We start from the raw sequence: 14,583 nt of genomic DNA on the forward strand, positions 1-14,583 counted from the left end.
CGCCGTTGCGGCGAAGCGAGTTCCTGCTTGATAGCCTGTTTATGAACAGCCGGCCCTTCTCAATGGAGCGGCCGTTGGTAGAAGTAAACCCCTTTCCCGATAGGAGGGGGTTTACTGAATGTTTACCCGGGCCAGACACCAATGAAAACCGGAATCATTGACTTTCACACCCATGCCTTTCCCGACCAGGTGGCAGCCCAGGCGATCCCCTTTCTGGAAAAGGAAGGAGAGATCACCGCCTTTCACGACGGCCGGATAACCTCGCTCATCGCCTCCATGGACCGGGCCGGGGTGGAAAAGAGCGTGCTCTGTTCCATTGCCACCAGACCGGCCCAGTTTGATTCGATCCTGGCCTGGTCGCACCGGATCCGCTCCGAACGGATCATCCCCTTGCCGTCCTTCCACCCGGCAGACCCCGATTGCCTGGCGCAGATCCACCGGATCAAGGACCAGGGTTTCCCAGGGGTCAAGCTGCACCCCTATTATCAGGATTTTTATCTTGACGAGGAACGGATGCTGCCCATCTATGACAAACTCTGCCGGGAAAACCTGCTGGTGGTGATGCACACCGGCTATGACATCGCCTTTCCCCGGACCAGGCGGGCGACCCCGGCCCAGATCATCAAGGTCGTGGCCCGGTTTCCTGACCTCAAACTGGTGACCACCCATCTGGGCGGCTGGGATATCTGGGACGAGGTGGCTGAACTCATGATCGGCAAACCAGTGTACATGGATATCTCCTACACCCTGGACTTTCTCGACCGGGAAAAGGCAAAAAAAATGATCCTCGACCACCCCGGGGAGTATGTCCTGTTTGGGACCGACTCCCCCTGGGCCGACCAACGCGCAGCGGTACGGCAACTTAAAGAGCTGGAACTGGGCGCGGAACTGGAGGAGCTGATCCTGCGGGGCAATGCCGAGCGACTGCTGCGGGATTCCTGAAAAAGGGCTAATCCCTTTTCCCGGCCGGCCTGGGCAGGAGCGAGGCAAGAACCACCGCTGCCAGGGCAAAAATGGCTGCCATCAGAAAACTGGTGGAAAAACCGCCGCTCTGCTCGGCCAGGACCCCGGCGATTCCCGGGCCGGCAATCTGGCCCAGGGCAAAGATAAAGGTGATAAAGCCGAACACACCGGTGGCCCGGCGAGGCCCGGCCAGGTCACCCACCAGGGCCGACATGATCGAGGGGATGCTCCAGGCGACAATGCCGAAACAGCCGATGGAGAGATAGAGGAAGAGTTCCGGCAGCCTGAAGGCCACCAGCAGATAGGCCGCGGTCTGGATGGCGAACACCGTGATCAGGCTCGCCTTTCTCCCGACCCGGTCGGACAGGCTGCCGAAGATCGGTCCGGAAAAAAGACTCAAAAAACCGACCCAGGCCCAGAAATTTCCTGCCGTTGCCTCGGAAAACCCCCTTTCCTGGATAAGGGTGGTGACAATAAAGGTGGCGTAAATCACATAGGTGTAGCCAAAGAGAAAGTAGATCGCGCCCAGGTGCAGCACATCCCGCCGCCGGATGACAGGCTCCCTTGCCGGCAGCTTGAGCAACCCGTCGTCTGAGCCAACCGGTAGTCGCCGGCCCCAGGGCTCCAGCCCCTTTTCCTTGGGATCGTTGCGGAGCACCAGCAGGCAGATAACAGCAACCACCAGGACCATGCCCCCCAGGACCTGCCAGCTCAGACGCCAGCCGTGTATCCCGCCGAACCGATTCAGGAAAGGGACCAGTTTGCCGGCAAGCAGGATGGCAAAACCGCTGCCGATAACCACATAGCCGGTGGCCTTGCCCCGCTTGCTGCTGCAGAACCAGGATCCGGTCAGGGTCATCATCGGCACGTTGGCAGCGCCGCTGCCCATGCCGGTCACCGTATAGAGCAGCAGGATGGCCATGAACCCGTCGGCCCTGCCGATCAGCAACATGCAGCTGCCGGTAACCAGCAGGCCCAGGAATATAAGCCGCCGGGAGCCCAGCCTTTTGTTGAAAAAACCGCAGAACAGGACCGCGACCAGGTAGCCGACGAAATTGCCGGTGCTGATCAGGCCCATCTGCGAGTAGGTAAGGGCCAGGGACTCCCCCATGGCCGGCAGGAGCATCCCGATGGCGAACCGGCCCAGGCCCAGGCTGGCAAAGATACACAGGGTGCCGGCGGCAACGATGTACCAGCCGTAGTGGATCGGCCGCTTATTCATGAGCGGTCTGCGCCGGGCAGGTTATTTTTTCCCCCTGGCCGCGGCCATGGTCTTTTTAAAGGCATCGGCCGAGCGTTCAATCACTGTATCCTCAACACAGAAGGCGAGCCGGAAGTAGCCGGGCATGCCGAACCCCCGGCCCGGCACGGCCAGGATCTTCTGCTCCTGCAGCAGGGCCACGAACTCGACATCATCTTCCATGGGCGCCTTGGGGAACAGATAAAAGGCGCCCTTGGGCGGGATGAACTCATAGCCCGCCCCGGTGAGGATCTTACAGAAAAGCTCCCGCCGCCGGGTATAGATACCGGTGTCCACGGTGACCCCCTGCAGCTCGCCCACCACCCGCTGCATCAGGGCCGGGGCATTGACAAAACCCAGGATCCGGTTGGCCAGGTTCATCGCCCCCAGCAAGGGGGCCTTGTCGGTAATCCCGGGATGCACGGCAATATAGCCGATCCGTTCGCCGGGCAGGGAGAGATCCTTGGAATAGGAAGAGACAACAATGGAATCACCAAAGGCCTGGAAGATGCTGGGCACCTCATGGTTGTCGAACACGATCTTCCGGTAGGGCTCGTCCGCGATTAAAAAAATGGTGGTGCCGAACTTCTCCCCGGCCGCGGCCAACACCTCGCCCAGCCCGGCAAGCTCATCACTGCCGTAGATCTGGCCGGTGGGATTGTTGGGACTGTTGATGATGATCGCCTTGGTCCGAACGGTGAGCGCGTCGGCGATCGCCCCCAGGTCCAGGCTGAAATCAGCAGCGGTAGGGACCACCTTGGCTGTGCCGCCGTGGTTGTCCACGTAAAAGTGGTATTCAACAAAAAAAGGGGCCAGCACAATCACCTCGTCACCAGGATCGAGCAACGACTTCAGCACCACGTTCAGTCCCCCGGCGGCGCCGCAGGTCATCAGGATATCGTCCCGGCCCAGGGTCACCCCCTGCTCCCTGGATATCTGGCCGGCCACCGCGGCCCGCACCTGGGGATAGCCGTTATTGGGCATATAGCTGTGGATTCCCGGCCCTTCCATTGCGGCTATCCGGGCGATGGCCCGGCTGAACTCGGCCGGCGGCGGCAGATCCGGGTTGCCGAGGCTGAAGTCAAAGACGTTTTCCGCGCCATGCTCAGCCTTCATCCGGGCCCCTTCCTCGAACATCTTCCTGATCCAGGATGACCGCTCTGCAAACTCGTTCATTTTTTTTGATATCGCCATGATCTGATTCCTCTCAATAACGGTGTGGTATCGGAAACTCTTTAAGCGGCATTTACAGTTTACGTCTGTCAACAATACGATCGGCCTTGCCTTCCGACCGTTCCAGGGATTTCTCCTCAACCAGCTTGATGTCCACCGAGATGCCCAGTTCCGTGGCCAGCTGTTTTTTGATCAGATCGACCATCTGCCGCTGCTTGCGCATCTGGTCGAAGAAAATCGACTCCACAACCTCCACCAGCACGGTGATTTTGTCAAGCCGTCCGTCCCGTTCCACCACGATCTGGTAATGGGGCTTGGTGCCCTCGATCTCGAACAGGACATTTTCGATCTGGGAGGGATATACATTGACCCCCTTGATGATCAACATATCGTCGGTGCGGCCCAGCACCCGCTCCATCCGGTAAAGGGTCCTGCCGCAGGGACAGGGCCCGGTGATCAGCCGGGTCAGGTCCCGGGTCCGGTAACGGATCACCGGGAATGCCTCCTTGAAAAGGGTGGTGATCACCAACTCGCCCACCTCGCCGGGCCGGACCGGCTCCAGGGTCTCCGGGTCGATTATCTCGACCAGAAACTGATCCTCGTTGATGTGCAGCCCGTTTCTTTCCAGGCACTCCCCGGCCACCCCGGGCCCCATCACCTCACTCAGGCCGTAGTTGTCGGTGGCCACGATCCGCAGCCGGTTCTGGATCTCGGTGCGCATCGCCTCGGACCAGGGCTCGCCGCCGAACAACCCGTACTTCAGGGAGAGGGCGCTGATGCTGATATTCTTTTCCGCCATGATATCGGCCAGCAGCAGGGCATAGCTGGGGGTGCAGACCAGGGCCGTGGTCCGGAAATCCTGCATGATCCGGATCTGCCGCTTGGTGTTGCCGCTGGAAATGGGGATCACCGAGGCCCCGACCCGCTCGGCCCCGTAATGCAGGCCGAAACCGCCGGTGAACATGCCGTAGCCGAATGCGATCTGGACCACGTCGTCCTTGCCTACCCCGGCAGCGGTAAGAATCCGGGCCACCATGTCGGACCAGTTCCTGATATCGTTTCTGGTGTAGCCGACCACGGTGGCCTGGCCGGTGGTGCCGGAAGAGGAGTGCACCCTGACCACCTCCCTGAGCGGCACGGCAAAGAGACCGTAGGGATAGTTGTCGCGCAGGTCCTGCTTGGTGGTAAAGGGCAGCGACCGCAGTTCGGCCAGCGACCGGAAGCCGTCCGGGTCCACCCGCAGTTCCTTGAATTTCTTGCGGTAGAAGGGCACATGGGTTGCGACCCGGTACAGGGTCGACTGCAGCCTTTCCAGTTGCAGTTGCTCAAGGTCGTCCCGGCCCATGCATTCTTTTTCCTGGTCCCAATACATAATAACCTCGTAAAAAAATAGTTCCAACCGTTCGAACGTTCAAACAGTGCAAACACTCAAACGGTCCAAACGGTTATTCACCAACATCCCGGCCCAGATAGGCCCGCTGCACGTCCCGGTTGGCCAACAGGTCATCGCCAGGTCCCTGGACGATTATCTTGCCGGTCTCCAGGACATAGCCCCGGTCGGCGATTTTAAGGGCCGCCTTGGCGTTCTGCTCCACCAGCAGCACGGTCTTGCCGCTATCCCGGAGGGTGGCGATGACCCGGAAGATATCCTTGACAATCAGTGGGGCCAGCCCGGTGGAGGGTTCGTCCATCATCACCAGGGCGGGCCTGGCCATCAGTGCCCGGCCCATGGCCAGCATCTGCTGCTCGCCGCCGGACAGGGTACCGGCCAGTTGGTTACGCCGTTCCTTAAGGAGCGGAAAAAGCTCATAAACGGCAGCCATTTCTTGTGGCACCGCATCCTTGTTTTTTTTCGACTGTACATAACCACCGAGGACCAGGTTTTCTTCAACCGACATGGTGGCAAATACCTGGCGTCCCTCCGGCACCAGGGAACAGCCCATGCCGACTATCTTCTGCGGCGCCACCCGGTTTAAATCATCACCCATAAATGATATTTGACCGGCAGTAACCCGGATCAGACCGGCAATGGTATGCAGCAAGGTGGTCTTGCCGGCGCCGTTGGCGCCGATAATGGTGACGATCTCACCGGGATCCACATGCATGGATATCCGTTTCAGGACCCTGAGCTTGCCGTAGCCCGCCTCCAGGTTTCTTATCCTAAGCATCCTCGTGCCGCCTCGACATCTCTGTTATTCCCGTTTTCGCCTGTCTCTTCTTCAACATTCTACATTTTTAATTCTGCATTCGACATTTATTTTCTATTCCTCTTCTCCCAGATAGACCCGGATCACCTCCGGGTTCTGCTGGATTGAGCCTGGCAGGCCCTCTGCAATCTTCCGGCCGAAACTCAACACCACGACCTCGTCGGATATGTCCATGACCAGCGACATGTCGTGTTCAACCAGGAGCACGGTTACCCCCTGGTTCCGGATGGCGGAGATCATCGCGCCGATCTCGGCGGTCTCGTAGATATTGAGGCCGGCGGCCGGCTCATCCAGAAGGAGCAAGCTGGGCTCGGTGGCCAGGGCCCGGGCAAACTCCACCGCCCGCTGCTGCCCGAAGGCGAGGTTGGTCACCTCGGTATCGGCTTGGTCGGCAATACCCATAAATTCGAGAAGTTCCATGGACTTCTCCAGAATCTCCCGCTCCTCCCGCCAGGTCCGGGGCAGGTTGAGCATCCCGGCGATAAACCCGGCCCGGCTGCGGATATGCCGGCCGACCATCACATTCTCCAGGGCGGTCATCCCGTGGAACAGTTTGATATTCTGGTAGGTCCGCGACAGACCCCGGCGGGCGATCTGAAAGGGCCTCTTGTTCTGGATGGTCCTGCCGTCAAAAAGAACCGTGCCGGAGTCAGTGGCCAGGTTGCCGGCGATCAGGTTGAACAAGGTGGTCTTGCCGGCGCCGTTGGGGCCGATGACCGCCTTGATCATCCCGCGCTCCATGGTAAAACCGACCTTGTTGACCGCCTTCAGGCCGCCAAAGGAACGGCAGAGATTGTCTATTTCGAGAAAGGCCATATATTAACAAACCGTTTGAACGTTTGAACCGTTTAAGCGTTTGAACGATATTGCCACTATTTCCCCCTGCCGGCCAGGGCCTTTACCCTTGCCAGGAGGTGCAGCCGCAGAATCCCCTCCGGGGCAAACAGCATGATCAGGATCAGAATGACCCCGAACACCGCATCGTCGTAAGAGCCGAACACCCCCCTGAGCGACAGGAAGTTCAACACCACCCCCATGATCATGGCCCCCCAGAGGTTGGCCATGCCGCCCACGGCAACGATGGCCACGTAGCGGACCGATTTCATCACCCCGGCCTCGGACGGGCCGATGCCGCCGTTGTAATGGGTTAAAAATACCCCGCCCAGGGCGGCGAACGCCGCACTGAGGACAAAGGTATAGAGCTTGTAGCGGGCCGTATTGACCCCCATGGCATTGGCCGCCTCCTCGGCGCCGTGGATGGAGCGCAAGGCCCGGCCGACCCGGGAATGGATCAGGTTGAGCAGCAGCACCATACAGATGATGAGGATGCCCCAGGCAATGTAGTAGTTGAACACCCGGGCCTTGAAGCTGCCGCTTACCTCAACACCGGGAAAAACGAAAAATCCCGGCACCTCGGAGATGCCGTCCGCCTCGCCGAAATAGGGGCTGGCCAGGGCGATCCGGAAGATGATGATCCCGAACCCCAGGGTGGCCATGGCCAGGTAATGACCTTTCAGCTTGAGTACCGGCCCGCCCAGGGCAAAGGCGATGACCATCGCGGCCAGAATGGCGATGATACAGGCGGGCCAGGGATGCACGGTAAGCAGGCTGTCGCCGTACAGGCCCTGGCGGGAGACCAGGATCCCCAGCCTGTCCAGCAGGGCCACCAGCGGCTGGTCCTGCATGGCTATCAGATTATGGGTGGTCAGGGAGGCGGCGAGATAGCCGCCAATGGCGAAGAAACCGGCATGACCAAGGGAAAGCTGGCCGGCATAGCCCATGACCACACAGAGACCGATCACCACCAGCGAGTAGTAGGCCGACATGGTCAACTGGGTCAGGTAATAGGCGGTGCCGGTCAATTGGGTGGCCAACTGGACGGTGATCACCACAACCAGCAGCATTGCCACCGGGATATAGCGCTTGAACCCGTGCATCAGAATTCCTTCAGGCTGGCCGCTTCACTGCAGCCGAACAGGCCGTGCGGCCGGACAAAAAGGATCAACAGCAGGATGGAGGTGGCAATGGCGTCCTGAAAGGCCAGCGGCAGCACCGAGATACTGAACGACTCGATGATCCCCAGGAGCAGACCGGCGGCCACCGCGGCCATGCTGTTGCCCAGTCCGCCGATAATGGCCACGGTAAACCCCTTGATCGCCAGCCCGGGTCCCATCTCATACTGGGTATAGGTGATCGGCGACATCACGCAGCCGGCCACCGCGCCGATCCCGGCGCTGAGCATAAAGGAGAGGGTCACCATGTTCTTGGGGTTGATCCCGCAGAGGATGGCGGCCCGGCGGTTGGCGGCGCAGGCCCGCATCTCCCGGCCCAGGGAACTCAGTTTGAAAAAGAGGCTCAGGCCGGCGACCATCACCGAACAGACCCCGATCACCCAGAGCACCTGGGGCGATATCCTGCTCCCCAGAATGGAGATCGAGGTCACCTCGTTACCGACAAAGTAGGGCAGCGACCGGACGCTCTCCCCCCAGATGTGCAGGGCCGCCTCTCTGACCAGAATGGAAAGTCCGATGGTGATGATGATCATCCGCAGAACCGACGGGCTCTCCAGCCAGCGGATAAAAAAAATCTCGATCAGGGCGCCGATGAGCATCGTCGCAATCACCGCCAGGATGATGGCCGGCAGGAGCGGCATGAACTGGTCCAGGGAAATGGCGATCATCCCGCCCAGCATGACGAATTCGCCCTGGGCGAAGTTGATGATCCCGGTGGTGTTGTAGATGATGTTAAAACCGATGGCAACTATGGCATAGATGATGCCATAGGTTATGCCGGCGAACAGGTATTGGCTGAAGAGTTCGAGATTCATCAGGCGTGCCGGCAACGGGCCGGGAAAAAGGCTGCTTGGGTTATCGCCCGGAACGGCTCACAGAAAGCAGGTGAACAGGGAGGTCCCTGTTCACCTGCGCAACCGCTCCTTGGTCCAGCCATGCCGGTTTATATGAAAGTCGTGCCGGACAAAGCCCGCTGTCCGGGGAGATTTTCATTGCTGGTTGTGACTGCGGCCCAAAAGTTTGGTCCAGCCATGCTGGTTTATATGAAAGTCGTGCCGGACAAAGCCCGCTGTCCGGGGAGATTTTCATTGCTGGTTGTGACTGCGGCCCAAAAGTTTGGTCCAGCCATGCTGGTTAGTGGTAGATTACGAACTTGCCGTCTTTTACGGTCAGCATCTCAAAGGAATCCATGCCCAGGCCGTTATGGTCCTCGGCCGAGAAGTTAAAAACCCCGCCGGTACCGGCAAGACCTTGGAGATTCTCAATGGCGTCGCGGACCTTGGCCGGATCATCGGAGCCGGCCTTTTTAATGGCCGCCACCAGGATGGTCAAGGCGTCATAGGCATGGCCGCCAAAGGTGGAGGCGGCCTCGTTGTACCTGGACTCGTAATCATGCTTGTATTTGGTCAGCAGGGCCTTCTGGGGATTGTCGTCGGGCAGGCTGTCAACCACCAGCAGCCGGCCGGCCGGAAAGATGATCCCCTCGGCCGCGGCCCCGGCGGCCTGCACATACTTGATGTTGCCAAAGCCATGGCTCTGGAACAACGGCACGTCCCAGCCGGCCTGGCGCATGTTCTTGGCCACAATGGCCTGGGCCGGAACGATGGACCAGTTGATCACTGCCTGGACATCCTTGTGGGCCATGAGCTTGGCCACCAGGGCGGACAGATCAGTGGCCTTCTTGTCGTACACCTCGCTTACCACCACCTTGATGCCGAACTCCGGGGCAAGCTTCTCAAGCTGGCCCTTGCCCGCCTTGCCGAAGCCGGTGTTGCCCACCACCACCGCGATCTTGTTGATCCCCATCTTCTGCATCTCCATGAAGATCTTCTTGACCGCAAAGCTGTCCTTCTGGGGGGTCTTGAAGACATACTTGGCCACCGGGTTGACAATCACCTCGGCGGCGCCGCAGGAGATCATGATGGTCTTGGCCTGCTCAACGATGTTCTTCATTTTCATGCTCTCGCCGCTGGTGGACGGTCCCAGGATGGCGAACACCTTGTCTTCCTCAATGAGTTGCTTGGTAAAAGAGATCGCCTTTTCCGGGTTGGCGCCGGAATCCTTGATAATCAGGTCGATCTTATCGCCGTTGATCCCGCCGTTGGCATTGATCTCCTCCACCATCATCTCCAGGGTACGCGCCTCCGGGCCGCCCAGAAACGAGGCCCCCCCGGTGACCGCCAGGATGGCGCCGATCTTGATGGTCTTGGCAAGTGCCTGCCCGGGCAGCATAAATGCCACCACAGCGGCACAACAGACAAAAATGGCCAATAAGTTTGTGTGCAGTTTTCCTTTCACCTTGTTTCTCCTTTCAGTGACTGTTGTTGCGGTTGTTTTCCCCCAAAAAGACATCTTGCTCCTTACACCCTGCTAAACAGAATAAACCTCATCGGCCGACAGGATCCGGATGTCGGCCTTCAGCAGGGCATTGATTGCCCGATCAAGCTCGTCGAACCGGAAAATCAGCAGGGCCTTGTCCTTGCCGTGGGTGATAACGGCATACATATATTCAACATTAAGCCCCGCCTGTTTGATGACCTGTAGAACCGCGCCCAGACCGCCGGGCCGGTCCACGACCTCCACGGCCACCACCTCGGCAACGGCCACGGTAAAGCCGTTCTCCTTGAGGATCCGTCTGGCCCTGGCCGGATCGTCCACCACCAGGCGCAGGATGCCGAAGTCAGCGGTATCGGCCAGGGACAGGGCCCTGATATTGATATCGTGATCAGCCAGGGTCTGGCTGATATCCGCCAGACGACCGGAACGATTCTCCAGAAATACGGCAATCTGTTCAACTTTCATCTCTTCCTCACAATACGTTACTTTTTATTCGGAAACCACCATTTTCCGGATAAAAAGACGCCGGCTCCAAGGCGTATGGATACGGACGGGAATCCTTCCTTGCGCTGGTAACCCTCCGCCCGTGGCCTTAAATATTACGATTATCGATTACCCGCTGTGCCTTGCCTTCACTCCGCTGGATGGTTTTCGGTTCCACCAGCTTGACCCTGCAGGTCACCCCGAGCATCCCCTTGATCTCATTTTCTATTTTTCGACTCACACCCTCCAGCTGCTTGATCTCGTCGGAGAAGATCGCCTCGCTGACCTCGACCAGGATCCGCATGGTGTCCAGGGAACCCTCGCGGTTGACCTCGATCTGGTAGTGGGGTTCCACCCCGTCGATACTCATCAGCACGTGCTCCACCTGGGAGGGGAAGACATTGACCCCCCGGATGATCAGCATGTCGTCGGTGCGGCCGGTGACCTTGGGCATCCGGAAAAAGGTGCGGCCGCAGGTGCAGGGTTCGGCGATCAGCCGGGAGATGTCCTTGGTCCGGTAACGGATCACCGGAAAGGCCTCCTTGGTAATGGTGGTGAACACCAGCTCACCGTCCTCGCCCGGCGGCAGCGGCTCAAAGGTATCGGGGTCGACTATTTCCGGCAGGAAATGGTCCTCCATGAGGTGGAGCCCCTTCTGCTCCTCGATACACTCGGCCGCCACCCCCGGGCCGATGATCTCGCTCAAGCCGTAGATATCAATGGCCTTGATGTGGAGCTTGCGCTCGATCTCGTCACGCATGTTCTCGCTCCACGGCTCGGCGCCGAACACCCCGACCCGGAGTTTCAGGCTCTTGGGGTCCACCCCCATATCGGCCATGGTGTCGGCGATATTCAGGGCATAGGACGGGGTTGACAACAGGACCGTGGAACCGAAATCGCGCATAAGGGTAATCTGCCGCTTGGTGTTGCCCCCGGAGATGGGGATCACCGCGGCGCCGATCTTCTCGGCCCCGTAATGGGCCCCCAGTCCGCCGGTGAACAGCCCGTAGCCATAGGCGTTCTGCACCACATCGCCGCGGCCCACCCCGGCGGCGGACAGGGTCCGGGCCATCAACTCGGCCCAGATGCCGATGTCCCGCCTGGTATAGCCCACCACCGTGGGCTGGCCGGTGGTGCCGGAAGAGGCATGGATCCGCACCACCCGCTCCAGGGGTACGGTGAACAGGCCAAAGGGATAGTTCTTGCGCAGGTCCTCCTTGGTGGTAAAGGGCAGCCGCTTGATATCGGCCAGGGTCTTGATCTCACCCGGCTCGACTCCGGCCGCCTCCATCTTGGCCCGATAATAGGGCACAACGGCGTAGACCCGCTCGACCTGGGCCTGCAGCCGGCGCAGCTGCAGGGCGGCCAGGTCCTCCCGCGGCATGGTTTCATATTCCTCGTTCCAGATCATGACAATCTTCCTCTTACAGCTATTGCGTGTTGGTATGGTTCCCGGTGCGGCCGACCGGCTTACTTTCCCCCGGCCCGGCGTCCTTTTTGAAAGGCCTTCATATTGGCCTCACGAAACCGGGGCGGCACCCGCTTTTCAATAACCTTGACAAACTCCTGCTCGGCAACCGGCATAAAGACCGACATCGCCCCCACCAGGACCACGTTGGCGGCCCGGATCTCGCCCGCCTCCTTGGCCAGGGCAAAACCGTCCACCGGCACCACCGCGAGCCCTCTTTGTTCAAGCTGGGCCAGGCTGTCCCCGGGATAGGCCAGCTTACCGGTTGCCACTGCCGGCGGCAGGATCTTCTGGGTATTGACAATCACCCGGCTCTTTTTATGAAGATAGGGCAGATAGCGGACCGCCTCCAGCTGCTCAAAGGCCACCAGGATATCAACGGTGCCCGGTTCGATCAGGGGCGAGTAAACCTTTTTGCCGAAGCGCAGATGCGCCTCCACCGAGCCGCCGCGCTGGGCCATGCCGTGCACCTCGCTTTTCTTGACATCGAGCCCGGTTGCCAGGAGTACATGGGCGGTGATCTCGCTGGCCAGCAGAATCCCCTGGCCGCCGACCCCGCAGAATAAAATATTGCCGCTGGTATCCATTTAGTTCTCCTCCCTGGCAATGGCCTCAAACTTACACAGCGCAACGCACTGCCCGCAGCCGTTGCACACCTCCTCGCTGATTTGGGAGAAGCCCTTTTGTTTTTCCTTATATCCCCGTTCCTTGGCCTCGGCCGGGGTCAAGGGGGTCCATTGGATCGCCGGGCAGCCCAACCGGATACAGACACCGCAGCCGGTACACTTGGCAATGATCGTCCCATAGGGATATTTTTTCCGTTTCTTCTCCGCCGGGATCAGCACACAGGGCGCCCGGGTGATGACCACCGAAACCTCCGGCCTTTCGATCTCCTCTTTCAGGGCCGCCCGAGTCGCCTTCAGATCATGTGGGTTGACGGTCTGTACATGTTTGACCCCCACGGCCCGGCAGAGCTGCTCGAAATCAATGGCATTGGCTGGCTCGCCCATCAGGGTGGCGCCGGAGGCCGGGTTGGGCTGGTGGCCGGTCATCGCGGTTATCCGGTTGTCAAGAATGACAACCGTACCAAAATCCTTGTTATAGACCATATTGATCAGGCCGGTGATCCCGGAATGGATAAAGGTGGAGTCGCCGATAACCGCCACCACCTTGCCCTGGCCGTCCGCGCCCAATGCCTTGGCCATGCCGTGGGCCACCCCGATGCTTGCTCCCATGCAGACACAGGAATCCATGGCCGAAAGCGGCGGCAGAAAACCCAGGGTATAACAGCCGATATCGCCGGACACAAAGACACCCATCCGGGAAAGGCAATAGAACAGGCCGCGGTGGGGACAGCCGGCGCACATGTTCGGCGGCCGGGGCATCACCGGCACCGGTTCGAACTCCACCCGGCCGGGCTCGTTGCTGATCGCCTGCCGGACCAGCGCAACGTTCAGTTCGCCGATCGCCGGGATCAGATCCTTGCCATGACAGGAAATGCCCATGGCCTTGATCTGCAACTCGATAAAGGGATCCAGTTCCTCGACCACATAGAGGGTCTCCACCTGGCGGGCAAAGTCGCGGATCATCTTTTCAGGCAGCGGCTGCACCATGCCCAGCTTGAGTACCGATGCCTCGGGGAACGCCTCCTTGACATAGAGATAGGAGACCCCGCTGGTAATAAAACCCTTTTGTTTATCGCCCCATTCGACCCGGTTTTCTTCAAACTGCTCGGCGAACCGGGCAAGTTGCCGCTGCCGCTCACCAATGACCACCCGCCGCTGCCGGGCATTGGCCGGCAGCATGACGAACTTGGCCGGCATCTTTTCAATACCCGGCTCTGCCGCGGGCAGGGTCCGGGCCGGCTCGGGTCTGACCACCCCCTTGACATGGGCGATCCTGGTGCAGGTTCTGAGCAGTACCGGGGTATCGAACTGCTCGCTTACTGCAAAGGCCAGGTGCAGGAACTCCTTGGCCTCGGCCGGGTCCGACGGCTCCAGCATGGGCAGTTTGGCGCTAAAGGCATAGTTGCGGCTGTCCTGCTCGTTCTGGGAACTGTGCATGGTCGGGTCGTCGGCAACAATCACCACCAGCCCGCCGCGGCCGCCGGTATAGGAGGCGGTAAAAAGCGGGTCAGCCGCCACGTTCAGCCCGACATGCTTCATGGTGGCCATGGCCCGGACCCCGGCGAACGAGGCGCCGATGACAACCTCCAGGGCCACCTTTTCATTGGGAGCCCATTCGGTATACACGTCGTCATAACGGGTGAGGTTTTCAAGAATCTCGGTGGACGGGGTGCCGGGGTAGCCGGAGGCGACCTTGACCCCGGCCTCATGCGCACCCAGGGCAATGGCTTCGTTTCCGGAAAACCAGAGCCGGTCTTCCACTGTTTTTTTCTGCGTCACGTTTTCCTCTTGCTGGTCTGTTTCCGGCCTGGGCCGGTTTTAAAGTTTCCGGCCCCAACGGCCTGCTATCCGGGACGGATCTCAATACTGAGATAACACCCCCTGAGTCTGTACCATTTATTCCCTTATGGTTCAAGAAGTTATGAAGGGAAACTCCCAATAAAACATGTAAGGTTTCGGTAAACCCCGTACGTTTGAGGTTGGACCGGGAAAGGGGTTTTCTTATACCGAACGGTGTAGCGGACCCTGAGCCGCAGCCGTGACGGCAAAAGCGGAAATTGAAACAACTTCGGCA

At 59.7% G+C, this 14,583-nt stretch carries 13 protein-coding genes; 1 reads left to right on the top strand and 12 read right to left on the bottom strand.

The genetic code is table 11. The features are described from left to right. Positions 1 to 141 precede the first annotated feature (141 nt). A complete protein-coding gene (locus L3J03_10685; GenBank protein ID MCF6291446.1) occupies positions 142 to 942 on the top strand; it encodes an amidohydrolase family protein in 801 nt (266 codons plus the stop codon). A 7-nt stretch (positions 943 to 949) separates the two neighbouring features. On the opposite strand, the gene L3J03_10690 is transcribed toward L3J03_10685, so the two are convergent. From L3J03_10690 to iorA, 12 genes are all read right to left on the bottom strand, one after another. Next, the gene (locus L3J03_10690; GenBank protein MCF6291447.1) at positions 950 to 2,185 is read right to left on the bottom strand and encodes an MFS transporter; all 1,236 of its coding nucleotides are present in this window, start codon (positions 2,183 to 2,185) and stop codon (positions 950 to 952) included. A gap of 21 nt (positions 2,186 to 2,206) precedes the next feature. Then, complete coding sequence (locus L3J03_10695; GenBank protein ID MCF6291448.1) at positions 2,207 to 3,397, bottom strand: pyridoxal phosphate-dependent aminotransferase; 1,191 nt, start codon at positions 3,395 to 3,397, stop codon at positions 2,207 to 2,209. A 52-nt stretch (positions 3,398 to 3,449) separates the two neighbouring features. Then, positions 3,450 to 4,748, bottom strand: a complete 1,299-nt coding sequence (locus L3J03_10700) for a phenylacetate--CoA ligase (protein MCF6291449.1) — start codon at positions 4,746 to 4,748, stop codon at positions 3,450 to 3,452. 73 nt (positions 4,749 to 4,821) lie between these two features. Next, complete coding sequence (locus L3J03_10705) at positions 4,822 to 5,544, bottom strand: ABC transporter ATP-binding protein (protein MCF6291450.1); 723 nt, start codon at positions 5,542 to 5,544, stop codon at positions 4,822 to 4,824. Between the two features lie 93 nt (positions 5,545 to 5,637). After that, the gene (locus tag L3J03_10710) at positions 5,638 to 6,399 is read right to left on the bottom strand and encodes an ABC transporter ATP-binding protein (protein ID MCF6291451.1); all 762 of its coding nucleotides are present in this window, start codon (positions 6,397 to 6,399) and stop codon (positions 5,638 to 5,640) included. A gap of 56 nt (positions 6,400 to 6,455) precedes the next feature. Further along, the gene (locus L3J03_10715; GenBank protein ID MCF6291452.1) at positions 6,456 to 7,520 is read right to left on the bottom strand and encodes a branched-chain amino acid ABC transporter permease; all 1,065 of its coding nucleotides are present in this window, start codon (positions 7,518 to 7,520) and stop codon (positions 6,456 to 6,458) included. Then, positions 7,520 to 8,410, bottom strand: a complete 891-nt coding sequence (locus L3J03_10720; GenBank protein ID MCF6291453.1) for a branched-chain amino acid ABC transporter permease — start codon at positions 8,408 to 8,410, stop codon at positions 7,520 to 7,522. Before L3J03_10720 ends, L3J03_10715 begins: the two co-directional genes overlap by 1 nt. Before the next feature lie 319 nt (positions 8,411 to 8,729). Then, positions 8,730 to 9,893 (bottom strand): ABC transporter substrate-binding protein, encoded by a 1,164-nt coding sequence (locus L3J03_10725; protein MCF6291454.1) that lies wholly within the window; start codon positions 9,891 to 9,893, stop codon positions 8,730 to 8,732. A gap of 72 nt (positions 9,894 to 9,965) precedes the next feature. Next, positions 9,966 to 10,397, bottom strand: a complete 432-nt coding sequence (locus L3J03_10730; protein MCF6291455.1) for an ACT domain-containing protein — start codon at positions 10,395 to 10,397, stop codon at positions 9,966 to 9,968. A gap of 127 nt (positions 10,398 to 10,524) precedes the next feature. Further along, positions 10,525 to 11,826 carry a phenylacetate--CoA ligase gene (locus tag L3J03_10735; protein ID MCF6291456.1) on the bottom strand — a complete coding sequence of 434 codons (1,302 nt, stop codon included), beginning with the start codon at positions 11,824 to 11,826 and terminating at the stop codon, positions 10,525 to 10,527. 59 nt (positions 11,827 to 11,885) lie between these two features. Continuing rightward, entirely contained in the window at positions 11,886 to 12,470 is a 585-nt protein-coding gene (locus tag L3J03_10740) for an indolepyruvate oxidoreductase subunit beta (protein ID MCF6291457.1), read from the bottom strand. Continuing rightward, on the bottom strand, positions 12,471 to 14,288 hold the full coding sequence (gene iorA, locus L3J03_10745; protein MCF6291458.1) for an indolepyruvate ferredoxin oxidoreductase subunit alpha: 1,818 nt from the start codon (positions 14,286 to 14,288) through the stop codon (positions 12,471 to 12,473). Between the last annotated feature and the right edge of the window lie 295 nt (positions 14,289 to 14,583).

This window comes from Desulfobacterales bacterium (assembly GCA_021647905.1).
Classification (GTDB): Bacteria; Desulfobacterota; Desulfobulbia; order Desulfobulbales; family BM004; genus JAKITW01.

What these genes read in the sequence shown, in the direction of transcription:
- L3J03_10685 (MCF6291446.1), top strand. Translation starts at nt 142, where the DNA reads ATGAAAACCGGAATCATTGACTTTCACACCCATGCCTTTCCCGACCAG.
- L3J03_10690 (MCF6291447.1), bottom strand. Translation starts at nt 2,185, where the DNA reads ATGAATAAGCGGCCGATCCACTACGGCTGGTACATCGTTGCCGCCGGC.
- L3J03_10695 (MCF6291448.1), bottom strand. Translation starts at nt 3,397, where the DNA reads ATGGCGATATCAAAAAAAATGAACGAGTTTGCAGAGCGGTCATCCTGG.
- L3J03_10700 (MCF6291449.1), bottom strand. Translation starts at nt 4,748, where the DNA reads ATGTATTGGGACCAGGAAAAAGAATGCATGGGCCGGGACGACCTTGAG.
- L3J03_10705 (MCF6291450.1), bottom strand. Translation starts at nt 5,544, where the DNA reads ATGCTTAGGATAAGAAACCTGGAGGCGGGCTACGGCAAGCTCAGGGTC.
- L3J03_10710 (MCF6291451.1), bottom strand. Translation starts at nt 6,399, where the DNA reads ATGGCCTTTCTCGAAATAGACAATCTCTGCCGTTCCTTTGGCGGCCTG.
- L3J03_10715 (MCF6291452.1), bottom strand. Translation starts at nt 7,520, where the DNA reads ATGCACGGGTTCAAGCGCTATATCCCGGTGGCAATGCTGCTGGTTGTG.
- L3J03_10720 (MCF6291453.1), bottom strand. Translation starts at nt 8,410, where the DNA reads ATGAATCTCGAACTCTTCAGCCAATACCTGTTCGCCGGCATAACCTAT.
- L3J03_10730 (MCF6291455.1), bottom strand. Translation starts at nt 10,397, where the DNA reads ATGAAAGTTGAACAGATTGCCGTATTTCTGGAGAATCGTTCCGGTCGT.
- L3J03_10735 (MCF6291456.1), bottom strand. Translation starts at nt 11,826, where the DNA reads ATGATCTGGAACGAGGAATATGAAACCATGCCGCGGGAGGACCTGGCC.
- L3J03_10740 (MCF6291457.1), bottom strand. Translation starts at nt 12,470, where the DNA reads ATGGATACCAGCGGCAATATTTTATTCTGCGGGGTCGGCGGCCAGGGG.